The 24,732-nt window shown below is 64.7% G+C and carries 25 protein-coding genes and 1 tRNA gene; 8 read left to right on the forward strand and 18 right to left on the reverse strand.

Annotated features, from left to right (window positions below; all coding sequences use genetic code 11):
- The first annotated feature begins 103 nt into the window (after nt 1-103).
- From JQ573_RS33180 to JQ573_RS33190, 3 genes are all read left to right on the forward strand, one after another.
- Nucleotides 104-511 (forward strand): F0F1 ATP synthase subunit epsilon, encoded by a 408-nt coding sequence (locus JQ573_RS33180; RefSeq protein WP_092126454.1) that lies wholly within the window; start codon nt 104-106, stop codon nt 509-511.
- A gap of 204 nt (nt 512-715) precedes the next feature.
- Nucleotides 716-2,383 (forward strand): adenylate/guanylate cyclase domain-containing protein, encoded by a 1,668-nt coding sequence (locus JQ573_RS33185; RefSeq protein WP_212318932.1) that lies wholly within the window; start codon nt 716-718, stop codon nt 2,381-2,383.
- A gap of 125 nt (nt 2,384-2,508) precedes the next feature.
- Complete coding sequence (locus tag JQ573_RS33190; RefSeq protein ID WP_212318934.1) at nt 2,509-3,531, forward strand: AraC family transcriptional regulator; 1,023 nt, start codon at nt 2,509-2,511, stop codon at nt 3,529-3,531.
- Between the two features lie 25 nt (nt 3,532-3,556).
- Here the strand turns inward: JQ573_RS33190 and JQ573_RS33195 are convergent, their stop codons facing one another.
- From JQ573_RS33195 to JQ573_RS33250, 12 genes are all read right to left on the reverse strand, one after another.
- A complete protein-coding gene (locus tag JQ573_RS33195) occupies nt 3,557-4,063 on the reverse strand; it encodes an RNA pyrophosphohydrolase (RefSeq protein WP_212318935.1) in 507 nt (168 codons plus the stop codon).
- Nucleotides 4,064-4,108: 45 nt separating this feature from the next.
- Nucleotides 4,109-4,612, reverse strand: coding sequence for an RNA pyrophosphohydrolase (locus JQ573_RS33200; RefSeq protein ID WP_092121642.1), 504 nt, complete (start codon nt 4,610-4,612; stop codon nt 4,109-4,111).
- Nucleotides 4,613-4,693: 81 nt separating this feature from the next.
- Entirely contained in the window at nt 4,694-5,908 is a 1,215-nt protein-coding gene (locus JQ573_RS33205; RefSeq protein ID WP_212318937.1) for a divergent polysaccharide deacetylase family protein, read from the reverse strand.
- A gap of 151 nt (nt 5,909-6,059) precedes the next feature.
- Nucleotides 6,060-7,427, reverse strand: coding sequence for a S41 family peptidase (locus tag JQ573_RS33210; RefSeq protein ID WP_207833969.1), 1,368 nt, complete (start codon nt 7,425-7,427; stop codon nt 6,060-6,062).
- Nucleotides 7,424-8,824: a murein hydrolase activator EnvC gene (locus JQ573_RS33215; protein WP_212318939.1), complete on the reverse strand. Its 1,401-nt coding sequence runs from the start codon at nt 8,822-8,824 to the stop codon at nt 7,424-7,426. Before JQ573_RS33215 ends, JQ573_RS33210 begins: the two co-directional genes overlap by 4 nt.
- A 40-nt stretch (nt 8,825-8,864) precedes the next feature.
- Nucleotides 8,865-9,347 (reverse strand): 23S rRNA (pseudouridine(1915)-N(3))-methyltransferase RlmH, encoded by a 483-nt coding sequence (gene rlmH / locus JQ573_RS33220; RefSeq protein WP_212318941.1) that lies wholly within the window; start codon nt 9,345-9,347, stop codon nt 8,865-8,867.
- Nucleotides 9,348-9,397: 50 nt separating this feature from the next.
- Nucleotides 9,398-9,766 (reverse strand): ribosome silencing factor, encoded by a 369-nt coding sequence (rsfS, locus tag JQ573_RS33225; RefSeq protein WP_173640701.1) that lies wholly within the window; start codon nt 9,764-9,766, stop codon nt 9,398-9,400.
- Nucleotides 9,767-9,966: 200 nt separating this feature from the next.
- Nucleotides 9,967-10,590 carry a nicotinate-nucleotide adenylyltransferase gene (locus JQ573_RS33230; protein ID WP_176534335.1) on the reverse strand — a complete coding sequence of 208 codons (624 nt, stop codon included), beginning with the start codon at nt 10,588-10,590 and terminating at the stop codon, nt 9,967-9,969.
- A gap of 45 nt (nt 10,591-10,635) precedes the next feature.
- On the reverse strand, nt 10,636-11,928 hold the full coding sequence (locus JQ573_RS33235; RefSeq protein ID WP_212318943.1) for a glutamate-5-semialdehyde dehydrogenase: 1,293 nt from the start codon (nt 11,926-11,928) through the stop codon (nt 10,636-10,638).
- Nucleotides 11,929-12,050: 122 nt separating this feature from the next.
- Complete coding sequence (gene proB / locus JQ573_RS33240) at nt 12,051-13,193, reverse strand: glutamate 5-kinase (RefSeq protein WP_212318945.1); 1,143 nt, start codon at nt 13,191-13,193, stop codon at nt 12,051-12,053.
- Between the two features lie 68 nt (nt 13,194-13,261).
- A complete protein-coding gene (gene obgE / locus JQ573_RS33245) occupies nt 13,262-14,311 on the reverse strand; it encodes a GTPase ObgE (protein ID WP_212318947.1) in 1,050 nt (349 codons plus the stop codon).
- Between the two features lie 177 nt (nt 14,312-14,488).
- Nucleotides 14,489-14,971 (reverse strand): MaoC family dehydratase, encoded by a 483-nt coding sequence (locus JQ573_RS33250; RefSeq protein WP_212318949.1) that lies wholly within the window; start codon nt 14,969-14,971, stop codon nt 14,489-14,491.
- 268 nt (nt 14,972-15,239) lie between these two features.
- Here JQ573_RS33250 and JQ573_RS33255 point away from each other — a divergent pair, with 268 nt between their 5' ends.
- Complete coding sequence (locus tag JQ573_RS33255; RefSeq protein ID WP_212318951.1) at nt 15,240-16,154, forward strand: DMT family transporter; 915 nt, start codon at nt 15,240-15,242, stop codon at nt 16,152-16,154.
- A 211-nt stretch (nt 16,155-16,365) separates the two neighbouring features.
- Here JQ573_RS33255 and JQ573_RS33260 read toward each other — a convergent pair whose 3' ends face one another.
- The 4 genes from JQ573_RS33260 to JQ573_RS33275 form a co-directional block, all read right to left on the reverse strand.
- On the reverse strand, nt 16,366-16,962 hold the full coding sequence (locus JQ573_RS33260) for a GNAT family N-acetyltransferase (protein WP_212318953.1): 597 nt from the start codon (nt 16,960-16,962) through the stop codon (nt 16,366-16,368).
- Nucleotides 16,963-17,131: 169 nt separating this feature from the next.
- The gene (gene rpmA, locus JQ573_RS33265) at nt 17,132-17,401 is read right to left on the reverse strand and encodes a 50S ribosomal protein L27 (RefSeq protein ID WP_024583287.1); all 270 of its coding nucleotides are present in this window, start codon (nt 17,399-17,401) and stop codon (nt 17,132-17,134) included.
- A gap of 102 nt (nt 17,402-17,503) precedes the next feature.
- A complete protein-coding gene (gene rplU / locus JQ573_RS33270) occupies nt 17,504-17,962 on the reverse strand; it encodes a 50S ribosomal protein L21 (protein WP_212318955.1) in 459 nt (152 codons plus the stop codon).
- A gap of 255 nt (nt 17,963-18,217) precedes the next feature.
- Entirely contained in the window at nt 18,218-19,168 is a 951-nt protein-coding gene (locus JQ573_RS33275) for a GlxA family transcriptional regulator (RefSeq protein ID WP_212318957.1), read from the reverse strand.
- 124 nt (nt 19,169-19,292) lie between these two features.
- On the opposite strand from JQ573_RS33275, the gene JQ573_RS33280 reads away from it, so the two are divergent.
- A complete protein-coding gene (locus JQ573_RS33280) occupies nt 19,293-20,096 on the forward strand; it encodes an SDR family oxidoreductase (protein ID WP_212318958.1) in 804 nt (267 codons plus the stop codon).
- Nucleotides 20,097-20,202: 106 nt separating this feature from the next.
- On the forward strand, nt 20,203-21,360 hold the full coding sequence (locus JQ573_RS33285) for an ROK family protein (RefSeq protein WP_212318961.1): 1,158 nt from the start codon (nt 20,203-20,205) through the stop codon (nt 21,358-21,360).
- Between the two features lie 198 nt (nt 21,361-21,558).
- Here the strand turns inward: JQ573_RS33285 and JQ573_RS33290 are convergent, their stop codons facing one another.
- The gene (locus JQ573_RS33290; RefSeq protein ID WP_212318963.1) at nt 21,559-22,422 is read right to left on the reverse strand and encodes an alpha/beta fold hydrolase; all 864 of its coding nucleotides are present in this window, start codon (nt 22,420-22,422) and stop codon (nt 21,559-21,561) included.
- Between the two features lie 212 nt (nt 22,423-22,634).
- Between JQ573_RS33290 and JQ573_RS33295 the strand changes: the two genes are divergently transcribed.
- Nucleotides 22,635-22,724: transfer RNA gene (locus JQ573_RS33295), tRNA-Ser, on the forward strand.
- A gap of 208 nt (nt 22,725-22,932) precedes the next feature.
- Here JQ573_RS33295 and JQ573_RS33300 read toward each other — a convergent pair.
- On the reverse strand, nt 22,933-23,814 hold the full coding sequence (locus tag JQ573_RS33300) for a LysR family transcriptional regulator (RefSeq protein WP_212318965.1): 882 nt from the start codon (nt 23,812-23,814) through the stop codon (nt 22,933-22,935).
- Nucleotides 23,815-23,970: 156 nt separating this feature from the next.
- Between JQ573_RS33300 and JQ573_RS33305 the strand changes: the two genes are divergently transcribed.
- The gene (locus JQ573_RS33305) at nt 23,971-24,717 is read left to right on the forward strand and encodes an SDR family NAD(P)-dependent oxidoreductase (protein WP_212318967.1); all 747 of its coding nucleotides are present in this window, start codon (nt 23,971-23,973) and stop codon (nt 24,715-24,717) included.
- Nucleotides 24,718-24,732: the final 15 nt, after the last annotated feature.

Here is a 24,732-nt window from a genome sequence, read left to right on the forward strand (position 1 = left end):
GTCATCGCCGGACATGTTCCGGCGATCCATCGAACGAGAAGTATTTTGACTGATGGACCCGCGGGCCGAGCCCGCGGGTGACAGCGCAAAGAACGGAAAGACCATGGCCACCTTCCACTTCGATCTCGTCTCTCCCGAAAAGCTCGCCTTCTCCGGCGAGGTGGATCAGGTTGACGTCCCCGGTGTGGAGGGTGATTTCGGTGTGCTCGCCGGACACGCGCCGGTCGTCGCCACTATTCGTCCGGGTATCCTGACGATCACGACCGCCGGCAAGCGCGAGAAGGTGATCGTGCTCGGCGGCCTTGCCGAGGTGTCGGACAAGGGCCTCACCGTGCTCGCCGATGTTGCGACCGCGATTGCGGAGCTCGATCGGGCGAAGTTCGCCGAGACGATCAACGAGATGCAGGAGAAGCTCTCCGAGAAGGAGGGCTCCGAACTCGACCACGCGATCGAGCGGCTCGACCACTTCAAGAGCATCCAGCACGAGCTCAACGCGACGGCTATGCACTAAGGCGCGATTGCTGACCAGCGATCGCGCCATAGCGTCGAGTGAGCCGGCTCCTTTGTGAAATCGCTCACACTCTTCCAGTCATCGTCTGCCAGGACTTGAAGCATTCAACGCTCGCCGTACCCCGGCGGGCGGTGAATGCTTGTTGCGCCCGGAAGCGTCTGGCGGCATTCTGCCCGGCATATTTGGGTTCCGGGGCTGGCACTCATGAAGCGCAAGATCGCAGCGATCTTTGCGGCCGATATTGCAGGCTATAGTCGATTGGTTGCCGAGGATGAGGAAGAGACGCTGCGGCGGCTCGCCTCCTATCGTCAGGTCACCGACGATTTCATTGCCAAATGCGGCGGCCGCATCTTCAACACCGCAGGCGATGCGGTGCTCGCGGAATTTCCCAGCGCCGTCGAAGCCGTGCGTTGCGCGATCGACATCCAGGAAAGCCTGCGCACGCGCAACATGGCCTATCCGCCGAGCCGGCAGATGTCGTTCCGGATCGGCATCACCATCGGCGACGTGGTCGAGCGCGACGGCGATCTGCTGGGTGATGGCGTCAATATCGCGGCAAGGCTCGAGGGCCTCGCCGAGGTCGGCGGCATCTGCGTGTCGCGCGCCGTGCATGAGCAGGTCGCCAACAAGCTGTCGGTGCAATTCGCCGATATCGGCGCGCAGGAAGTAAAGAACATTCCGACCCCCGTGCACGCCTACATGGTGGCGATGCGGCGCGAGGACGGCACCTACGCGACGCCGCAGCTCAAGAAGCCGATCAAGGCCGCAGCTGCGGGCGCACCGGCCTGGATGTGGCCCACTGCCATCACCGTGGTGCTGCTGGCCGCGATCGGCGTCGGCGGCTTCCTCTACTACACCAAGCTGGAAACGTCGGCGACGAAGCCTGCAGCCGTGGCCAGTTCTCCTCCGGCACCCACACCCTTGGTATCAGCTTCACCGGCACCGTTGGTCGCGTCGTCGCCGCCGGCATCGAGCGTGCCGTCTGCGAAGCCCGCACCGCCTGTGCCGGCTGCACCGGCATCCTCGCTGCCGCCTCCGATCGCATCAGGCGACAAGCTCGCCACCGACATTGTTCCGTTCGTCAGCGACCGCACCCGCATCGCGCTCGCGACCGAGTATTTGCCGGCGGGCAACTCCAAGGCGATTGCCCTCAACATCAACGGCTTCGTCGGCTGGAGCGTGGCGCAGCCGAGCGAGGACGCGGCGAAGACGGCAGCACTCGATCTGTGCCAGAAGCGCGCCGATAATGCAGGCTCGCCGCGCAAGTGCGAGCTGTACGCGGTCGGCAATGCCATCGTGTATGCCCATGGCCAGCCTCCAGTGCCGCCCTTGCCGTGGGTCAAGCGTGATGCGCTGGTCGAGAAGCCGTACGCGACCAAGGACGTTCCGCTGCTGCGCGAGGCGGCCAGGACCCGGCTCGACAGCCTGTTTGTGCCGGGGCGCAAGACGCGAACCATCGCGCTCGGTCCGGGCGGTCACTACTTCTTCAATTCGGGCATCGATTCGCTCGAGGAATCGGCGCGGCGCAATCTGCAGGCCTGCGGTGCGGTGGCGGGCGTACCCTGCACGATCGTCGTGGTCGACGATGCTTTCGTGGTGCCGATACCGGCCACATTGCGCGTGACCGGTTTCTTCAAGCCAGCGGACAGCTCGGTCATCACGCCGGGCGAGCGGAGCGACGTGGCGCGGAAGCTTACCGAGGCGACGGCAGGCTGGAATGCGGTTGCGGTCGGGACGCAGGGACGGCCGGGACTGGGATTGAAGGCGGAGAACGAGCAGAGCGCGGTCAACGCCGCGCTCGGCGACTGCGCCAGGCGCGACAGCGATTGCCATGTCATCGCGGTCGGTCCGTTCACGGTCGGCCCGAACTAGAGCATGATCCGGGAAATGTGAAGCAGCTTACAGCCGGGATCGTGCACCAATGACAAGCTGCGGCGCGATGACGAGTTGACGCGATTGCATCGCGATTTTATCCCCGGAATAACGGACAAGGTACTGTGCTGACTTTCTCGACTGACGCTCTCCGCCCGCAGGACCGCTTTGAGCATTGGTGCGATGTTCGCGGCAAAAACCTGTTCGGGGTCACGATCGAGCTCGAGCGCGACAGACGGCCCGAATTCCATGGACGGTTTTCCGCGACGCCGGTCGGCGATGCCGTGCTGGCGGAAATGTCGGCGTCGTCCTACCGCGTCAGCCGGACGTCATCCGACATCGGACGTGTTCCGAGCAACAGCCTGCATCTCGGCTGGCAGGTGCGCGGCCCCGGCCACATGAATATCGGCCGCGATCGCATCCAATGGGTCGGCAACGGAGATATGGTGTTCGGCCATTCCAATCTTCCGTTTGCGTCGACGCCCGAACGGACCGACGGTTTTCGCTTCTTCAGCCTCAAGATTCCCGCCACCGACGAACTCGTGCTCGGTGCGCGGATCGAGGACGTGCCGCTGGTCGCGCTGGCGCGTGATGCGAGCCTGACCCGGCTTGTCGGCGCCATGTTCCGCGCCATGACGCGCGATCCGGCGCAAGCCGGGCAGTTCGCCGGCGAGGTCACGCATATGGTGCGCCTGGCGCTGCTTGCGCGCGGGCGCTTGCGGCCGCGCCAGGATGAGATCCGTGCCGCGCTGCATGCCGGCTACCTTCATGCCGCGCGCGAAATCCTGCTGCGCGATCTGCATCGCGCCTCGCTCACGCCGGCCGCGGTCGCCACCGAGCTCGGTATTTCGCTTCGGCAATTGCATGCGCTGTTCGAGCCGACCGGTCTCTCATTTGCGCGAACGCTGACGGCCAAGAGGTTGAGGGAGGCGAGGCGGCTTCTTTCATCGATGCAGGAGCGCGGCATCGACGAGATCGCGTTCTCATGCGGCTTCGACAGCATCGCGACCTTCTATCGCGTGTTCCGCGCGACCTACCGCATGACGCCGGGCGATGCGCGGCGTCTTCCGCCGCAGGATCAGCTAGAGCATGATCCGGAAAAGTGTGAAGCGGTTTTCCGAAAAGATCATGCTCGAACAAGAATCTAAGGCGCGATGACGATTCAACCTAATCTCATCGCGCTTTAGCGAATTCCGCGAACCGGATCGCGACCGCGCGATAGACGTCGCGGCGGAACGGCACCACGAGATCGGCGACGCGATCGAGACGCTCCCAGCGCCATTGATCGAACTCGGCGGGCTGGCCGTTGCGCGGCGTCAATGGATCGATCTCCTCGTCGCGCCCGGTGAAGCGCAGCGCAAACCATTTCTGCCGCTGGCCGCGGAATTTGGCCAGCCGATGCGATGCCGGCCCGTCATAGTCCGGGAATTCGTAGGTCATCCAGTCGGTCTCACCGAGATAGTCGGCGTTGACCGCCCCGGTCTCTTCCCACAATTCGCGCATCACGGCCTGGCGCGGGTCCTCGCCAGCGTCGATGCCGCCTTGTGGCATCTGCCATTCGAGGCCGGGCAGTACGATTTCCGGACCGTCGTCCTTGATCCGGTGGCCGATCAGCACGCGTCCGTCGCCGTTGAACAGCGCGATGCCCACATTGGGGCGATAGGGCTTATCTGATGACATCTCGACCGGTGCGCCGCGCGTTTGTCTGGCCGATCATATGGCCGTCTATTTGGCCGCCAGACCGGCGAATTCCTTCACGACGCGCTCATAGACCGGACGCTTGAACGGCACAATCAGCTCCGGAAGATTCTTCATCGGCTCCCAGCGCCAGGTGATGAACTCGGCCTTGTGGCCGCCGCCGGGGTGGGCGACGTTGATCTCGTTCTCGTCGCCGGTGAAGCGCAATGCGAACCACTTCTGCCGCTGGCCGCGGTAGCGGCCCTTCCAAGCGCGGCCGGCGACGGTGCGCGGGATATCATAGATCAGCCAGTCCGAGACCTCGCCGAGCTTCTCCACCGACTTGACGCTGGTCTCTTCATAGAGCTCGCGCCGTGCGGCCTGAAACGTATCCTCGCCGGGATCGACGCCGCCTTGCGGCATCTGCCAGACATGCGCGTCGTCGACATGCTCAATGCCGCCGGCGCGGCGTCCGATGAAGACCAGCCCAGCCGTGTTGAGCAGCATGATGCCGACGCAGGTTCGATAGGGCAGGTCTTCGTAACGTGCCATGCCGCCGCTACCTCGTACAGTTCCTGGCGCCGCCGACCCGGCCCCCCGGCAAGGTCTCAAGCTGCACCAACGGATTGATCTTTAGCCTGATTTTGATTTCAGCATCGCCGTTGTCAATGGCACAAGCATGATGCCCTTGGAGTCCAGTGTCTTGAGCCAGGCGCCGAGCCGCTCGATCGAGACCGGCAGCGCCGAGGCGACGCCCACGGCCGTGCCGCGTTCCTTGGCGATCGTTTCCAGCTTGACCAGCGCGCGGTCGATTTCCGCCGATGTCGGCACCACGTCGATGGCGAAATCCGCCTTGGCGAACGGCAACGATTGGCCGGCCGCGAGGCTCTGCGCGACGCTGCGCGGGGTGGAACCGTCGTCGAAAAAGCTCAGGCCGCGCTTGGCCGCCTCGCGCACGATGGGCTGCATCACCGGATCGGTCGCGACGAACCGGGCTCCCATGAAATTGGCGATCCCGGCATATCCCTGCAGGCGGCTGAGGTGCCAATAGAGACGGTCGAGGTTCTGCTCGCTGCTCAAGGTGGTCAGCAGGGTCTGCGGGCCCGGATCGTTGTCGGGATAGTCGAACGGCTCCATCGGGATCTGCAGCAGGATCTCGTGGCGCTGGGTCCGGGCTCGTTCCGCGAGCTTGCCGGGATCGGCGCCGTAGGGCGTGAAGGCCAGCGTCACGGCCGGCGGCAGCTTCATGATGGCGTCCGCGGTCTTGGCGGCGCCGACCCCGAGGCCGGCGACCACGATGGCGACCACGGGCATCCGGGCCGCCTTGGCGCGGTCGGCTTCGGCCGCATAGACCGTGAACGGCTTCAGGCCGTCGGCGACAACAGGGATCATGCCGTAGCGCGATTTTTCCAGCAGGCGCGGGTCGATCCCGGTCATCGCGAGCGGCGGCGCGTCGCCATCCGTGGTCTTTTCGGCCGGATCGCCGGCGCCGATCACCACGTCCTGGCGCTTGCCGCTGGAGCCGTCGATGATGGTGACGGTCTTGGCGTCGTTCTTGGCGTCGACGGCTGCGGCCGGGGCTTTGGCGGCGGATTTGACCGCCGGTTCGGCCGGGGCGTGTTTATCGTCGGCGGCTGCGGGCGGGGGATTGTGAAGCGCGATGCGGGCAATCGGTTCGCCGCCGAGCGGATTGTCGTTGAACAATGCGACGCCGGCGAAGCCGACCAGCACGAGGCCCAACAGCACGGCGAGCGCCTGCATCGCCGTGAATGGCAGGCGGAAACGGCGCGTCCTGCCCACGGTCTGCTGCCCAAGCGGCGTGCTCAGTTCGTCGGCCGCTTCTGCCATGCCCCTCCCCGAATCAACAGCGCGAACGATAGCACGATGCGGTGCATTTCCGCGCGCCGGCCTCCCCCGTCAAAGCACGGTTGGGGGTGGACGGCGAAAGCAGAAAGGGCGGCCCGAGGGCCGCCCTGTTCGCCTCAACAATTGGATTGGATCAGTTCGCAGCCTTGTTGCCGGGCTTGTCGACCGCGGCCTTGTCGCCGGGCGCAGCCGGTGCCGGCGTCGCGCTCGAGGTCGACTTGATGCCGTGCAGCAGGTCGTCGGCCATCTTCAGCGCCTTGTCGTCCTTGGCGTCCGGCGGGACGTAGGACTGCGAGCCGGTCTTCTCGTCGCCGTCGTTCTTCAGATGGCCACGCAGCGAGGCCTCGCCCTTGGTGTCGGTGCGCGCCTTCAGCTCTTCCGGCACGTCCTGCAGCACCTCGATGTCGGGCACGATGCCCTTGGCCTGGATCGACTTGCCCGACGGCGTGTAGTAGCGCGCGGTGGTCAGACGCAGCGCGCCGTTGCCCGAGCCGAGCGGGATGATGGTCTGCACCGAACCCTTGCCGAACGAGCGGGTGCCGACCAGCGTCGCACGCTTGTGGTCCTGCAGCGCGCCGGCGACGATTTCGGAGGCCGATGCCGAGCCGCCGTTGATCAGCACGATGACCGGCTTGCCCTTGGTCAGGTCGCCGGGGTGCGCGGCGCGGCGCTGGGTTTCCTCGGCATTGCGTCCGCGGGTCGAGACGATCTCGCCGCGCTCCAGGAAGGAGTCGGACACGGTGACGGCCTCTTCGAGCAGGCCGCCGGGGTTGTTTCGGAGATCGATGATGTAGCCCTTCAGCTTGTCGCCGATCTGGCTCTGCAGATTGGCGACTTCCTTCTTCAGGCCTTCGGTGGTCTGCTCGTTGAAGGTGGTGATGCGGATGTAGGCGATGTCGTCGGCCTCGACGCGCGCCCGCACCGACCGAACGCGGATGTTGTCGCGCACCAGCGTGACGTCGATCGGATTGTCCTGGCCCTTGCGGATGATCTTGAGCTTGATCTTGGTGTTGACCGGACCGCGCATCTTCTCGACGGCCTGGTTCAGCGTCAGGCCCTGCACGGCCTCATCGTCGAGATTGGTGATGATGTCGTTGGCCATGATGCCGGCCTTCGAGGCCGGGGTGTCGTCGATCGGCGAGACGACCTTGATCAGGCCGTCTTCCATCGTGACCTCGATGCCGAGGCCGCCGAACTCGCCGCGGGTCTGCACCTGCATGTCGCGGAAGCTCTTGGCGTCCATGTAGCTCGAGTGCGGGTCGAGGCCGGACAGCATGCCCGAGATCGCGGACTCGACGAGCTTGCTGTCATCCGGCTTCTCGACATAGTCGCTGCGCACCCGTTCGAACACGTCGCCGAACAGATTGAGCTGGCGGTAGGTGTCCGACGTCGCGGCGCGCGCGCTCGATCCCATCAGCACAGCGCGGGGCTGCGTGACGAAAAGCGTCAGGGCCGCGCCGGTGGCGGCGCTAAGGAGAATTACCGAAGTCTTGCGCATCATCCGCGAACCTTTTCGCCTTCATTTGCGGCCCACCATGGACCTGGATCGATTGGAGTGCCGTCTTTCCGGAACTCGACATAGAGCACTGGCTGGCTCGCATTGGTCGCGAGAATGGATGCAACCTGGGACGTCGACCCCATGGTCGCAACCGGCTCCCCCGTTAGCACAAACTGGCCGATGTTTACCGAAATACGCTCCATCCCGGCGATCAGGACATGATACCCGCCCCCGGCATTGAGGATCAAGAGTTGTCCGTAGCTGCGGAAAGGACCAGCGTAAACAACCCAGCCGTCACACGGGGTTGTGACCTGCGCGCCCGGTTTGGCGGCCAAAGAAATGCCCTTTTGTACGCCCCCCGCGCCGTCGGAACCGCCAAATTCGCGAATCTTGGTGCCATTCACGGGATAGGAGAACAGGCCTTTGGCCGAGGCGAAGGCGACCGCCGGGCTCATGCGGGCCGGGTCCTTGAGCGCCCCCAGATTGGGCTTGCCGTTGACGGTCGCCGGGGCCCCCTGGAGGCTGGCCGTGGCGGCGGCCTTGGCCGCGCTCTTGAGATCCTGCTCCATCTTGGCGATCAGGCTCTGCAGGTCGGCGGACTGCTTCGACAGCGCGATGGCGCGGGCGCCTTCGGCCTCCATGTCCTTTTCGGCCGCGCTTTGCTGGCGCTGCCGTTCGTCGACCAATGCGGCGAGGCGGGTCTGGTCTTCCCTGAGTTTGTCGCGGTCGCCCGCCAGCGCATCGCGCTCGGTCGAGATGGTCTTGCGCAGCGCCACCAGTTCGCCGAGATCGGACGCAAGCTTCTCGGCGCGGACGCGCAATTCCGGCACCACCGCGCCGAGCAGCATCGCGGTGCGCAGCGATTGCAGCGCATCCTCGGGCCGCACCAGCAGCGCCGGCGGCGTGCGCCGCCCGGCGCGCTGCAGCGCGGCAAGCACCTCGATCACTTCGGAGCGGCGTGAATCGAGCGAGCCGCGGATTTCGCGCTCGCGGCCATCGAGCGGCTGCAAGCGTGCCTCGGCGTCGGCGATCCGCGTCTCGACGCCGCGCACCTGGCCGGCAATGTCGATCAGCTGCTGATTGAGCTTGCTGCGGTCCTGGCCGATCGCGGCGATGTCGGCCTTCAACTTCTCCTGCAACTCGGTGGCCTTGCGCTGCTGTTCGCGCGCGGCCTCGAGCTCCTGCTCGCGCTGCTTGATGGCGTCGGGCGATGTTTCTGCCGTCGTGGCCTGCTGTGCCGGCGGGGCGGACTGTTGCGCGGGTGGTGTCGCCTGCGCATGCGCCGCGGTCAGCGGATACGCGCCGAGCATAGCGATCGACAGAGGCAGGGATGCCGGCAGCCAGCGGCGGCGCGCGGTGCCGCGATGCGAATCCGAAGCTGTGTCCCGCTTGTGCTGCATTCGCGTGCGTTCAGCGCTTTCGACTGTCCGTCACCGCGCCTCAGGCGCGATGGTAGGGGTGGCCGGCCAAAATGGTCGCGGCCCGATAAATCTGTTCCAGAAGCATGACGCGGACCATTTGGTGCGGCCAGGTCGCGGAGCCGAATGCAATACGCAACGAAGCCTTGCGCTGCAATTCAGGCGAAAGTCCGTCCGCACCGCCGATCATGAAGACAGTATGTGCTGCCCCCTCGTCGCGCCAGCGGCCGAGCTGCTGCGCAAAGCTCGCGCTGTCGATGCTCTTGCCGCGTTCGTCGAGCGCGACCAGCATGTGCTTTTCCGGCAGCAGCGCCGCGATCGCCGCGGCCTCCTCAGTGATGCGCGCAGACGTATCGCGCGCGCGGCTCTCCGCAATCTCATGGATCTCGAGGCCGCGAAAGCCGAGCTTGCGGCCGATATCTTCGAAGCGCTCGCGGTAGCGCTCGGCGAGCTCCCGTTCAGGGCCCTGTTTCAGACGGCCGATGCAGATCACGACGAGACGCATCAACGCAGACTAGCTGCGCTGCAACCGATTCGCATCGGCTTCGATACGCCTTAGACCGCCGCGACGGCCGGGTTCTGAGTCCACAACCGCTCGAGATTGTAGAACTCGCGCACCTCAGGCCTGAACACGTGCACGATCACCTCGCCGGAATCGATCAGCACCCAGTCGCAATTGGGCAAGCCCTCGACATGGATGTTCTTGACCCCGTTTTCCTTGAGGCTCTTCGTCACATTTTCCGCGATCGCGCCAACGTGCCGGTTAACCCGGCCGGTGGTGACGATCATGTAGTCGGAATATGCGGATTTGCCGCGAAGGTCGATGGTGACCGTCTCTTCCGCTTTCATGTCGTCGAGGCGGGAGAGGATCAGGCTCAGCGTCTTGTTGGCATCCGGTTTGTCGGCATCCGGTTGCGCCTGCAAGGCCGCGGTTTTCGTCGATGTTTTACGCGCAGTCTTGGGACCTGAAGTCTTGGGAACTTTCGGTAAAACAGACTTTGACAATACAGATGTGGCCAGGGACCATTCCTTTCACTGTATCGCGGGTGCCGAATCCTCGGCCCCACGCACCATTCTACGCATGTGGGGTTAATGGTTTCAATATCCAGTAACCCTTTTGCGCCTCACGCCGTCCTCCAGCTCCCGTCCGGGTTCCGCAGTCCGGTCGAAGACAAATTGGATTTCATTCCTGTCAGGAACACCCAGGCCGGCGCCTGCTGATCGGCCAGCCGTGTCGCCTGATTTTCAGGCAAGCGATAGCGCATGAGCGCCTGCGCCGCCGGTGCGGCAAGGGCGCGGAAACTCTGGGGCGGACGGTCGATCACGGCAATCGGCACATCGGACGCGATGCGCCGCCAATCTTTCCAGCGATGAAATTGCGCGAGATTGTCAGCGCCCATGATCCAGACGAAGTGCACGCCGGAGACACGGCGGCGCAAGTGGATGATCGTGTCGACAGTGTAGCGGACACCGATGACAGCTTCGAGACAGCTGATGTCGATGCGCGGATCGTCGGCAACGCGACGCGCGGCCGCGGCACGCTCGTTGAGCGCATGCAGGCCATCATGGTTCTTCAGCGGATTGCCCGGCGTCAGCAGCCACCACACGCGGTCGAGTTGCAAACGCTTGAGCGCGAACTGGCTGATGGCGCGATGCGCGGCGTGCGGTGGATTGAACGAGCCGCCGAGCAGCCCGATGCGCATGCCGTTGGTATAGAACGGAAGCGCCTGGGCTGGGGATAACGGCACGGTGGAAGCTTGTTGCAATGGTTTACCGTGCGCGTGCGACAATGATCACGGCCGGGTCTGCCCGGTGCCGTGGACGCGATACTTGAAGCTCGTCAGCTGCTCGGCGCCGACCGGCCCGCGGGCGTGGAATTTGCCGGTGGCAATTCCGATCTCGGCGCCGAAGCCGAACTCGCCGCCATCGGCGAACTGGGTCGAGGCGTTGTGCAGCACGATCGCCGAATCGACCTCGTTGAGAAATCTCTGCGCGGCAGCGGCATCCTCCGTCACGATCGCATCGGTGTGATGCGAGCCGTGATTCTGAATATGCGCGATCGCTTCATCGAGACTGCCGACGATCTTCGCCGAGATGATCGCGTCCTCATATTCGGTGTTCCAGTCCTCGTCGGATGCGGGCTTCACCCTGGCGTCGGCGCCTTGCACGATTTCGTCGCCGCGCACCTCGCAACCGGCATCGATCAACAACTCGACCAGCGGTTTCAGCTTCGTCGCGGCAGCGTTGCGATCGATCAGCAGGGTCTCGACGGCGCCACAGACACCGGGACGGCGCATCTTGGCGTTCAGCACGACCTCCTTGGCCATATCTAGCCTGGCGCTGGCATCGACATAGATGTGGTTGACGCCCTCCAGATGCGCGAACACCGGAACGCGCGCCTCCGCCTCGACGCGCGCGACCAGGCTCTTGCCGCCGCGCGGCACGATCACGTCGATGCCGCCGTTCAATCCCGTCAGCATCAGGCCGACGGCCGCGCGGTCACGGGTCGGCACCAGGGTGATCGCGGCCTCAGGCAGGCCGGCTTCACGCAGGCCCTGCACCAGGCAATCATGGATCGCGCGGCACGATCGGAAGCTGTCGGAGCCACCGCGCAGGATCACGGCGTTGCCGGATTTCAGGCACAGCACGCCGGCGTCGGCGGCGACATTGGGGCGGCTCTCGAAGATCACGCCGATTACGCCGAGCGGCACGCGGACGCGCTCGATGGTCATGCCGTTTGGACGCTGCCAGCTTTCGGTGACGGCGCCGACCGGATCGACAATCTCGCGCACGGTTGCCACGCCATCGGCCATGGCGGCGACGCGCGCCGGCGTCAGTGTCAGACGGTCGACGAAGGCTGACGTCATGCCGCCCGCGCGCGCCTCGGCGACATCCTCGGCATTGGCTGCAAGAATGGCCGGTGCGTTGGCCCGGATCGCGCGCTCGATCGCGGCGAGCGCCCGGTTCTTCTGCTCCGGCGGCGCCAGCGCCAGCACGCGCGCGGCGGCGCGCGCCTTGGCGGCAAGGTCGGTCATCAGGGCGGCGAGATCGGCGTTGCCGTCGATCGCCTTCAGGGGGGCGCTCATGGAAGTCCCGGCTTTCGATTAAGGCTATGTTCTAGCATGGCAATTGAGGGGTGGCGAGGCGCGGAACCGGCATGGCAGGTGGGCGGCAGGCCCAGCCTGTCGGCCGGGTAGGCTATCTGGGCCTACTTGGCCGGGATCGCCCCGGCCGGGCCGATCACGAGGTCGTCGCGGTGGATCATCTCGGAGCGGCCGCTGATGCCCAGGATGGCCATCACGTCCGGCGAGGAGCGGCCCTTGATCTTCTCGGCATTCTCGGCGTCGTAGGCGACCAGGCCCCGGCCGATCTCATGGGTGTCGGGGCCGCGCACTACCACGGCATCGCCGCGGGCGAACTGGCCGTCGACCCGGATCACGCCGGCCGGCAGCAGGCTCTTGCCGGCGCGCAAAGCGGCCACCGCACCGGCATCGATGGTCAGCGTGCCCTTCGGCTCGAGCGAGCCCGCGATCCAGCGCTTGCGCGCGGTGACGGGATTGGCCGGGGTCAGGAACCAGGTGCAGCGGCCGCCGTCGGCGATCGCCTGCAAGGGATGCTCGATCTTGCCGGAGGCGATCAGCATGTGGGTGCCGGCGGTGGTCGCGATCTTCGCGGCCTCGATCTTGGTGGTCATGCCGCCGCGCGACAGTTCGGAGCCGGCCGAGCCGGCCATCCCTTCGATCTCCGAGGTGATGCTTTCGACCACCGGGATCAGCTTGGCATCGGGATCGATCGCGGGCGGCGCGGTGTAGAGGCCGTCGATATCGGACAGCAGGATCAGCAGATCCGCGCTCGCCATGGTGGCGACGCGGGCGGCGAGGCGATCATTGTCGCCGTAGCGGATCTCGGTGGTGGCGACCGTATCGTTCTCGTTGATCACGGGCACCGCGCGCCATTCCAGCAGCTTGGCGATGGTCGAGCGCGCATTGAGATAGCGGCGGCGCTCTTCGGTGTCCTGCAGCGTCACGAGGATCTGCCCGGCGCCGATGCCGTGATGGCCGAGCACCTCCGACCAGATCCGCGCCAGCGCGATCTGGCCGACTGCGGCGGCAGCCTGGCTCTCCTCGAGCTTCAGCGGGCCGCGCGGCAGCTTCAGGCGGCTGCGGCCGAGCGCGATCGAGCCCGACGACACCACCATGACCTCGCAGCCTCGCTTGTGCAGCTTCGCAATATCGTCGACCAGCGCGGCGAGCCAGGATGCGCGGACTTCGCCGGCCTGCGAGTCGACCAATAGCGACGAGCCGACCTTGACGACGATGCGGCGAAAGTTCTTGAGCGCGGGGCGTTTCATGGGTTTGGTCTGGCAGGAAAGTGGAAGCAAGAGGCGCCACGATGTGGCTTAAGAAGTCGAAGTGCCGCTCAACCCTGCGGCACCGGCGTCGCCCACGGCTCCGCCTGGCTCTTGGCCTTGTTGGACACCGGCGCTTCGCCGATCACCTCGACCAGCGCGCGCAGCGCGTCCTGCACGCCGTCGCCCGTCACGCCTGAGACCAGCAGCGGCGTCTTCTTCGCCGCCCGCTTGAGGCGGTCCTTCTGCTTCTTCAACTCGTCCGGCTCCACCGCGTCGATCTTGTTCAGCGCGACGATCTCGATCTTGTCGGCGAGATGGCCTTCATAGGCTTCGAGCTCGGTGCGCACGGTCTTGTAGGCCTTGCCGGCGTGCTCACAGGTCGCATCGACCAGATGCAGCAGCACGCGGCAGCGCTCGACATGGCCGAGGAAGCGATCGCCGAGGCCGGCACCTTCATGCGCGCCTTCGATCAGGCCGGGGATGTCGGCGAGCACGAATTCGCGGCCGCCGTAATTCACCACCCCGAGCTGCGGATGCAGCGTGGTGAAGGGATAGTCGGCGATCTTCGGTCGCGCCGCGCTGACCACCGACAGGAAGGTCGACTTGCCGGCATTCGGCAGGCCGACAAGGCCGGCGTCGGCGATCAGCTTCAGCCGCAGCCAGATCCATCGTTCTTCACCCGGCGCACCGGGATTTGCGTTGCGCGGCGTGCGGTTGGTGGAAGACTTGAAATGCGCGTTGCCGAAGCCGCCATTGCCGCCTTCAGCCAGCACGAATTTCTCGCCGAGTTCGGTGAAATCGTGCAGCAGCGTCTCGCGGTCCTCGTCGAACACCTGGGTGCCGACCGGCACTTTCAGCACGATCGGCTTGCCGTTGGCGCCATGGCGGTCCTTGCCCATGCCATTGGTGCCTTTTTGCGCCTTGAAGTGCTGCTGGTAGCGGTAGTCGATCAGCGTGTTCAGTCCGTCGACGGACTCGATGATGACGTCGCCGCCGCGGCCGCCATTGCCGCCGGAGGGGCCGCCGAACTCGATGAACTTCTCGCGCCGGAACGCGACGCAGCCGTTGCCGCCGTCGCCGGAGCGAATATAGACCTTGGCTTCATCGAGGAATTTCATGATCCGTACTAGTTAGGGCAGGGGGGCCGCGGCGGCAACCCGGAAAGGCCCTGACTTCGGCGAAAAGCCTTAATTTTCGGGCCTTTTTGCGGCCCTTAGCGCCAAAGCGCGGCTATCGCGCTTTGGCCTGTCCTTTGAGCATGATCTTTTCGGAAAACCGCTTCACACTTTTCCGGATCATGCTGCGGGCCGCCGCCGCACAAGGAATTTCTGCATCCCCTCCAGCACCAGCTCGCGGCGCTGGTTGTGCACGGTCGAGCGCAGCGTCACGACGCCCGTGGTCCGGCCGGGCGCGAGCTCGATCACCTCCAGCGCGGGGTAGATGGTATCGCCGGCATAGACCGGTTTCAGGAACTTGCTCGACTGTTCCAGGAAGCCGATCAGCGACTCCTCCACGACATAGGGAAACAGCCCGGCGCCGGGCGCGGTGTGCACCAGGGTCTGGAAGCCATGCGCAAGCAGGTCCGGCATGCCCCGCGTGCGGCAATATTCGACGTCGTAATGGATCGGATGGGTGTCGCCGCTGGCGGTCTGGAACGCCGCGAATACCGCCGAGGTCTGGGTCCGGCTCGGAATCACGAAGCGCTCGCCGAGCACGAAATCCTCGAACCACCGCTGCGCGGGGACCATGCGATGCTGGGTGGGGTCGAATTCGCTCATGCGGCGTTTCCTGCTCTGTTTCTTGAATGGCTGACCTAGAGCCTATCCCGTTCCGATTGAATCGGAACGGGGATCTAGATTCTTGTTTTGACGCGTTTTCTTCACGCGAACCGGTATCCACTTCGCTCGAAAACGCTCTACCGGTAGCGCAGGCGCCGCACTGCGACAATTGGTTCGATCTGCAGCCGCCGGGGTTGTCCTGCGCAACGACGTCGGTAAAACCGGCGACAGGACCGCCCGACTCAGAGGCGGCGACAACAAGAGAACAATGAGCCTGTTCGCAAAACTGTCCTCCTACGACGATCGATCGGCGCGGCTTGCCGGCATTGGCCTGATGCTGCTGTCGATCTTCATGTTCTCGTTCGGCGACGCGATGGGCAAATTCCTCGTCGCCACCTATTCGGTCGGGCAATTGCTGTGGCTGCGCGCCTGCGCGGCACTGCTGGTGCTGCTGCCGATCGTGTGGAAGCGGCGCGCGGATTTCCTGCATCTGGAGCGGCCGTGGCTGCAATTGCTGCGCGTCACGCTGTCGACGCTGGAGGTCGCGGCGTTCTTCCTCGCGACCGTCTATCTGCCGCTCGCCGACGTCATCACCTACTATTTGGCCGGTCCGATCTTCGTCACCGCGATGTCGGGCCTCGTGCTCGGCGAGCATATCGGCTGGCGGCGCTGGACCGCGATCCTGGTCGGCTTTTGCGGCGTGTTGATTGCGCTGCGGCCATCGGCGCAGACCATCAGCTGGCCGGCGATGATCGCGCTTGGCGGCAGCCTGTCGTTTGCGGTGCTGATGCTGATTACGCGCTCATTGCGCGCGACGCCCGACATCGTGTTGGCGACCACGCAATTCGGCGGCACCTTCATCCTCGGCCTCGTGCTCTCGCCGATCGGCTGGGTGACGCCATCGGCCGGCAGCCTCGTGCTGTTCTTCACCGCCGGCATCATCTCGGTCGCGGCGCTGCTGTGCGTGAACCGCTCGCTGAAGCTCGCGCCGGCAAGCGTGGTGGTGCCGTACCAGTATTCGATGATCGTCTGGGCGGTGATCTTCGGCTTCGTGGTGTTCGGCGACGTGCCGTCCTGGGCCACGATCGTCGGCGCCGCCATCATCATCGCGGCCGGCCTCTACATCTTCGTGCGCGAACAGCAGCTCGGACGCACGGATTCCGCGATCAATCCGCCGGCGTGACTCTTACCCTCCCCTGGAGGGGGCGAGACGAGCGAAGCTCGCTCTTGGGTCGCTGGGCATGCAGCGGAGCGGAATGCGCGGCGGGGTGGGGTGACGGTCTCTCCACTCGGACGCTGCCCGAGTTGAGAGATCACCCCACCCCGTCTTACATTTCGCTGCGCTCAATGTGATCCGACCCTCCCCCTCTAGGGGAGGGTGAAGGCCAGAGCCCTCAGCTCTCCCGCCGGGTCGAGTTGTTCCAGCTCTTCAGCGACGCCCAGACGCCGCGCGACAGCCGGAAGGCATCGACCGGGCTCGATGAGCCCAGCGCCTCGAAGCGGTACAGCTCGACGCCGATCCACTGGAAGCCGCACTTCTCGAGGATGTTGCGCGACAACGGGTTGACGACGCGGGCGCCCGCGATCAGCTGGTCGAGATCGAATTCCTCGAAGAAGTAGTCGATCACCGCGCGCGCGGACTCGGTGCCGAAACCCTGGCCCCAATGGTCGACACCGAGCCAGTAGCCGAGTTCGGCCGCGGTCTCGTCGCGCCAGTCGATGCCGACCATGCCGATCGGCGTGTGATTGTTCTCGATCAGGAAGACGGTTTCGCGTCCGCCGGCGCCGAGCGCGCGCACGAAGTCGATGGCGTCGTCCTGGGTATAGGGATGCGGAAGGCGGCGGGTGTTCTCCGCGATGCGGCGGTCATTGGCGAGGCGTGCAATTGCTTTTACGTCCGCGAGCGTCGGCTTGCGCAATGTCAGCCGTTCGGTCTCGAGGACGCAAGCTCTTGCCTCGCGCAAGGTCGGCGTCGGGATGTCCTGCAACATGTCGAGCTCCTGTGATGCGACAATCGGTACGCAACGCTTGGAACGTTGCGCGCGGTCGAACCGGATCGCGCGCAACAAAAAGGGGAGGCCGGTCATCCCGCCTCCCCTTGGAGCCCTTTGCGACTCCGCCGGTTCAACAGGACCCGGCGGACTCATGTGTGTCCACCGTCTACTCGGCCGCCTCTGCCATCGGAATAACCGATATGAATGTGCGGCCATTGGCTTTGGCACGGAACTCGACATGACCCTCGACCTTGGCGAAGAGAGTATGATCGGTGCCCATGCCGACATTAAGGCCAGGATGCCAGGTGGTGCCGCGCTGACGCGCGATGATGTTTCCGGGGATCACGCGCTCGCCACCGAACGCCTTGATGCCAAGGCGCTTGCCCTTGGAATCACGTCCGTTGCGCGATGAACCGCCTGCTTTTTTATGAGCCATAGCTCGTCTCCGACTTCGCTTTGATCTCTAGATCAATTCCTTGACGGAATCATTTCACGTTTTGTCACGCTTCAAATCTGAAAGCGCGACGATCACTTCTTCCTAGCTCTTGGCCGCGGCCTTCTTGGCCGGAGCCTTTTTCGCGGCCGGCGCCTTCTTCTTGGCCGCCTTCGGTGCTGCGTCCTCGCCATCATCGGCGGGCGCTGCGACCTTTTCCTTCTTCGGCCGCGGGCCGACGGTCGGCTTGGCGTTATCGGCGAGGATCTCGGTGATGCGAAGCACCGTGAGCTCGTCGCGATAGCCGCGCTTGCGGCGTGAATTCTTGCGGCGACGCTTCTTGAACGCGATCACCTTGGCGCCGCGCTTGTGCTGCAGCACTTCGGCCGCAACGGTGGCGCCTGCCACGGTGGGCGTTCCCAGCACCGGCGTGTCACCGCCGAGCACCAGAACTTCGCCTAGCTGCACGATCGTGCCGACATCGCCGGCGATCTTGCCAATCTCGAGTACATCATTCGGAACGACACGGTACTGCCGGCCGCCGGTTTTGATGACTGCGAACATCGTTTGATTCCTTCGTGTTCGGTTCCGGCCTCGGACGGTTAGCCCGGGTCGGCTTTTTGTTCAGTCGCTATGGGTTATGTGTTTCGCGCGAAGGGAATGAATTCCCAAACTGGATCGCACAAAAACAATCGGCGCGAGAAAACTCCGCGCCGGATGGGCGGACTTATAGCTGCTGACGAGGCGGAGTCAAGGTAAAGCAGGGCAAAAACCGGCCAAAAATGAAGGGTTTGGCGTGATTTTGACCTGGATTGCCCCTCAGGCCGCGGTCTTTGCCGCGGCCCGCGCGTGCCGGCGGATGGTCTGGGGCGGCTGGCCCAGCACCCGCAGGAACGCCCGCCGCATCCGTTCCCGATCGGCAAAGCCGGTCCCACCGGCAATTTCGTCCATCGAATGGCGGCCATCGCCGATCAATTCTCTGGCAGCCTCGACCCGGAGCTGCTCGATCGCCTTGGCCGGTGACTGGCCGGTTTCGGCGCGGAAGGCGCGGCTGAACTGGCGCGGACTGAGCCGTGCCACCTCGGCCAATTCCTCGACCGAGAGCTCGTTGCGCAGATGCGCCTTGGCGTAGTTGAGGGCGTTCTGGATGCGATCGGATTTCGGGTCGAGCTCGAGCAGCGCTGAAAACTGCGACTGTCCGCCGGTGCGGCGGTGATAGACGACGAGCTTGCGGGCCACCGAACGGGCGACCTCGACGCCCAAATCATGCTCGATCATCGCCAGCGCCAGATCGATCGTCGCGGTCATGCCGGCCGAGGTCCAGATCGGCCCGTCGACGATATAGATGCGGTCCTGCTCGACCTTCAGCCCGGGAAATCGGGCCTGCAATTCCGGGGCGAATTGCCAGTGCGTCGAGACGCGCCGGCCGTCGAGCAGGCCGGCTTCAGCCAGCGAGAAGGCGCCGATGCAGGGCGCGGCGATGCGCTGCGATGTCGTCATGGCGCGTCGCATGTAGTCGATCAACTTCGCCGATGCCGGATGAAGCTCGTGGCCGGCGCCGATGAAGACCGTGTCGAAGTTGCGATCGCCGAAGGCTTCGGTTTCGACATTGAAGCCGGCGGATGACCGCACCGGGCCGCCATTCTCCGACAGCAGCGTGACCTCATAGAACGGCACGCCCGCGATCAAATTGGCGACCTCGAAGGCGGTGATGGCGGTGAAGCCCATCACCTGGAACTCCGGGAAGACGACGAAGCCGATCTCCTGCATGGAACTCTCCAACCACAATCCGTGTCCTAAAAAGGTGTATATATGACATTTGAGACATGCAAGGGGGCCTGTAGAACCTGAGTAACGGCCAAGTCCGGCCGTTCAGGTCAAACAGGAGACCAACATGACCAAGTCAGCCAAAGGCACGGCGCTCGTTACCGGTGCGTCGTCCGGAATCGGTGCCATCTACGCGGACCGGCTCGCACGGCGTGGCTACGATCTGATCCTCGTTGCCCGCAACCGTGAGCGCCTCGACGGGCTCGCCAAGCGTCTCGCGACGGAGACAGGCCGATCGATCGAGATCGTCGCCGCCGACCTCGCCAAGCGCGGCGATGTTGCACGGATCGAATCCATTCTGCGCAGCAACGAAGGCATCAGCGTGCTGGTGAACAACGCCGGCGTCGGCGCCACCGCACCGCTGCTCGCATCCGATGTCGACAAGATGAGCGACATGATCGCGCTCAATGTCGACGCGTTGATGCGCCTGACCTATGCGGCGGTGCCGGGATTCGTCGCGCGCGGCGGCGGCACCATCATCAACATCGCCTCGGTCGTCGGCGTCCAGCCGGAGCTGCTCAACGGCGTCTACGGCGGCAGCAAGGCCTTCGTGCTGGCGCTGACCCACTCGCTGCAGCACGAGCTGAAGGACAAGAACATTCGCGTCCAGGCCGTGCTGCCGGGGGCCACCGCCACCGAGTTCTGGGACATCGCCGGCACGCCTGTCGCGCATCTGCCCGGCGAGATCGTGATGAAGGCCGAGGACATGGTGAACGCTGCGCTGGCCGGGTTCGACCAGGGCGAGGTCTTCACCGTACCGTCGCTGCCGGATGCTGCCGATTGGCAGGCCTATGAGGCGGCCCGCCAGAAGCTGATGCCGAACCTGTCGCGCAGCACGCCCGCGGCGCGTTACGGGGTGAACGCGGCCTGACGCCGCAGCGAAGATTGCGTCCCGCGCAGGCCGAGCGCCCGAGCGCGGGACGCAACCATTTGAGTTCCCCGTCGTTAATGCAGGGAATCTCAAGCGGGCAGGGCGAATGGCCGAAGACACCGGACTGACCACAGGAATCGCGCACCACGGTGCCTCGCGGCTGCCATCCGTCGACATCGACAGCTTCAACATCGAGCTGAAGGACGACGAGGGTTTTCTCGGCGATCGCGCTTCCAAGGGCGCTTTCCGCAAGATCCTCGACCGCTGGCGCAAGCCGCTGCGCAAATCCGACGAGGATCCGTTCGGCGAGGAGCCCTCGGACCAGATCAGCAAGAAGAAGCTCGACGAATTGCTGGTCGGCGACGACACCGAGGCCTCCGCGGTCGTGCACAGCGCGATCGAGGAGTTTGCGCAGGAGCTTGCTTATGTGACGCGGCGCTTCCTCGGCACCAAGGCCTGGGCCAAGACCGAGCGTATCGTGGTCGGCGGCGGCTTTCGCGACTCCAGGCTCGGCGAGCTCGCCATCGCGCGCACCGACATCATCCTGAAGTCGGAGGATTTCAAGGTCGACCTGGTGCCGATCCGCTTTCATCCCGATGATGCCGGGCTGATCGGCACGCTGCATCTGGCGCCGTCGTGGATTTTCGAGGCGCATGACGGCGTGCTCGCGGTCGATATCGGCGGCACCAACATCCGCTGCGGCATCGTCGAGACGCGCTGGAAGAAGGCGCCCGATCTTTCCAAGGCAACGGTCTGGAAATCCGAGCTGTGGCGCCACGCCGATGACGAGCCGACGCGCGAAGGCGCGGTGAAGCGGTTGGTGAAGATGCTGAAGGATCTGATTGCTGCCGCCGAGAAGGAGAACCTCAGACTCGCGCCGTTCATCGGCATCGCCTGTCCCGGCGTCATCAACGAGGACGGCTCGATCGAGAAGGGCGCCCAGAATTTGCCGGGCAATTGGGAGAGCAGCAAATTCAACCTGCCGGCGAGCCTGGTCGAGGCGATCCCGCAGATCGGCGATCATGACACCGCGATCGTGATGCACAATGACGGCGTGGCGCAGGGGCTGGCCGAGGTGCCGTTCATGCAGGATGTCGCGCGCTGGGGCGTGCTGACGATCGGAACCGGGCTCGGCAATGCCCGCTACACCAATCGCAAGAAAGACAACGGCAAGGACGAGAAGAAGGCCGAGAAAAGGGACAAGGACGACGAGGACGAAAAGAGCGAGAAAAAGGCCAAGAAAGCCAAGAAGGCCGACGCCTGAGCCGCTCGGGCCGGCCGATCGCCCGGTAAGGTTGATCGGTTAGGTTAAGATGGGGTTCGCGTTGCTGTTTGGGCGCCGGCCGCTACCGTGGACCGTGTCGCTCCCGCCGACCGGCGAAGCCGCACTTCCCGGCCAGCAATATTGAGAAGCGGCACGGGACCGCCAGTTTTTGTCGCGTCCTGGCGGTCCCACCACCTTCTACTTCCAATTGATCCGCGCGAAGAAGCTGGCGATCTCGGCCGCGGCGCAGTCGGGATCCTCGCGATGCGGGAAGTGCCCGACATCGGGAAACATCTTCAGGTCCAGGTTCGAGAAGGTCTCGCCCAGCCGGTCGGTCCAGGCGTAGGGAAACAGCGGGTCGTGCTCGGCCCAGCGGATGCAGGTCGGCACCGCAATCGGCGGCAGCGCAGGCGCTTCGCCCTGCATCATCTTCACGCGGCCCGCATGCGACGCGCGATAATGCGCAAAGCCGCCGGCGAGGTTGCCCGGCTTGTAGAAGTTGTCGGCGAAGTCCTCGATCACGTCGTCGAACGCGGCCTTGCGGTGGGTCCAGCTGTGCAGGAAATGGCCGATGTAAGTGCGGCAGGTCTCTCTGTTCGTGCCGACCAGCGCGGGCGCCATCTCCATCTGGTGGAACGACTGGTACCAGATGTGGTTCAGCCGGTCCGGCGCGGCCATTCGCGCCCCGATGCCGGGATAGACGAAGTCGAAGAAAAACAGCCCGGCGATGCGCTCGGACGCCTTGCGGGCGAGCGGCTGCATCACCGCGCCGCCGACGTCGTGGCCGACCACGCCGGCCTTGTCGATCCCGAGTGCGTCCAGCAGCGCCAGCATGTCGTCGGTATGCTGATCGGGGCCAAACGGGCCCTGCGGCTTGTCGCTGTCGCCGAAGCCGCGCAGGTCGGGCGCGATCAGGGTGTAGCGGTCGGCGAGGCGCGCCATCACCGGCTTCCAGGTCAGCCAGAATTCCGGCCAGCCATGCAACAGCAGCAGCGGCGGGCCGCTCCCGGTCCGCGCGACGTGGAACGCCGCGCCATTGGCTCGAATCGTCACATGCTCCATGGGCCCTCCTGCTGCCTTTGCTTCGCCCGCGCGCCGACCGGACCACAACCGTCCCGCTAGCGCCTTGTTTCCGCGCACTTTCTTGCGTCATCCCGGTGGTTCGATGGGACGAGGCGCCGGTGACGGAAATATTATTGCAGCGCCTTGTCTGGCCCGCCATCCTCGCCTAGAACACGCCCCGACCGCGGGTGGCGCAAATCACCCGGGCCATCGGAGAGGTGGCAGAGTGGTTGAATGCACCGCACTCGAAATGCGGCATAGGTGCAAGCCTATCGGGGGTTCGAATCCCTCCCTCTCCGCCATAATAAAACGGCTTCGAGAAAGCCCCGCAAAATCGGGTCTTACTGCACGCCAGGAACTTCTGGTGTAGCCCCCGAGGTAGCCCCTGGCTAACACGTCCGGCGGCAGTCGCGACAAGCGGCCTTTGCGAGCCGGATCACGCCAACTCGACCGGAAAACGCCACTGGATATTTCGCTTTCAGGCCCTCCGTTGTCGGCGCGGCCGGAAGGTTAGGCAACATTCAGGCCATCGATTCTTGATAGAAAAGTCTTCAAGATGGGCGAGGCGTTGTCTCGACGGAAGCCGACCGTCACAGCAATCGTCGGCGCATCACCTTCGAGGGGGCGACTTACGACCGACCAAGGCAGAAAATTCTTCGCCGATGCTGGCAAAATCGCAACGCCGCGGTTGGATGCGACGAGCGAGATCGCCATAGCGTAGTTGTCGATCTCGAACGCTGGTGTGATCTCGATGCCGCAGCGATCGAGATAACCGGCGATGAGCGCGCGCAGCACACGCGGCACTTTCGAGATGCCGATATAGGTTTCGCCGACCAAATCCTTCGGATCGAAAGTCTCTCGCTGCGCGAGCCTGTGATCGCTGGGCAGAACCGCGACCAGCGGCTCCTGCGCCACGACCTTGAATTCAATATCCGGTATCTTTTCGCCGCGCAGGAATGCGACGTCCAGCCTGCCATGTGTGAGCTCTTCCGCCAGCGTCGCCGAATGATCGCTGGATACCCGAATTTCGATGTCGGCCAGTTCGTTGCGTAGCAATCTGGTGGCACGTGGTAGCCAATCGACCTCCTGCCCGGTGGTGAAGCCGATCGCAAACACCTGCTTGCTCGGCTGCGCCGCGCGCCGAGCGCCTTCGGTGGCCGCTTCGGCTTGCATCAGTGCCAATCGCGCGTGATCGAGGAAGACCCGGCCAGCCTCCGTCAGCTGCACGCCGTGCACGCTGCGGGTCAGGAGCGGCACGCCGACTTCGTATTCCAGGTCCCGGATTTGCCGGCTCAGTGAAGGCTGCGCGGTGTGCAGTCGCTTCTCGGCCGCCACGGTGAGACTGCCTTCTTCGGCGACGGCGACGAAATAGCGGAGATGACGAAGCTCCATTCCATGCTCTCCAGGTATGGAGAGGGAGCTTACAAAGTCTTTTTCAAAAGCGCTAGGACGCCCCAAATAGCTTCCAACGCTGAACGGCAAAGTGCCTTGGGACCATGCCTACGTGGCAGGGAATGGCAAGTTTTTGCCGAAATCGAGGAGCTTCGTATGTCCACTCCCGTAGTCCTCATCACCGGCGCGCTGACCGGCATCGGCCGCGCCACCGCCATCGCCTTCGCCAAACAGGGCTCGACCGTGGTCGTCTCCGGCCGCCGAGAGGCCGAAGGCCGGTCGCTCGAGGCCGAGCTCCGGAGCCTCGGCGCGGAGGCCGCGTTCCTTCCGGCCGACGTGCGTCATGAAGACGACATCCGTCGCCTGGTCGACCAGACGGTCGCGCGCTTCGGCCGGCTGGATGTTGCCGTCAACAATGCCGGCACCGAGGGCACGCCGGGGCCAGTGACCTCGACGACGCTGGAAAGCTATGCCGCGATGTTCGACACCAACGTGCTCGGCACCTTGCTCAGCCTGAAGCACGAACTCAGGGTCATGCAGCGGCAGGGCGCGGGCAGCATCGTCAACATCTCGTCAACCATGGGCGAGCGCGGCGCTGCCAACCTGTCGCTCTACGTCGCGAGTAAGCACGCCGTGGAAGGCCTCACCAAATCCGCAGCACTCGAAGCGGCCGCTTTCGGCGTCCGCGTCAACGCAGTGGCGCCGGGGCCGACAGAGACCGCGATGCTCGATCGTCTGACCGGCTCGCCGGATAAGAAGGCTGCCTTCTACGCCGCCGTACCGCTCAAGCGCGGCGCGAGACCAGAGGAAATCGCAGAGGCCGTCGCTTTCGTGGCTTCGGAGAAGGCCTCTTTCATCACAGGCCAGATCGTACGGGTCAACGGCGGCAAGACCGCAAGCTGAATCCATTCGGTCACA

The sequence above is a fragment of the Bradyrhizobium sp. AUGA SZCCT0105 genome, from assembly GCF_018129565.1.
Classification (GTDB): Bacteria; Pseudomonadota; Alphaproteobacteria; order Rhizobiales; family Xanthobacteraceae; genus Bradyrhizobium.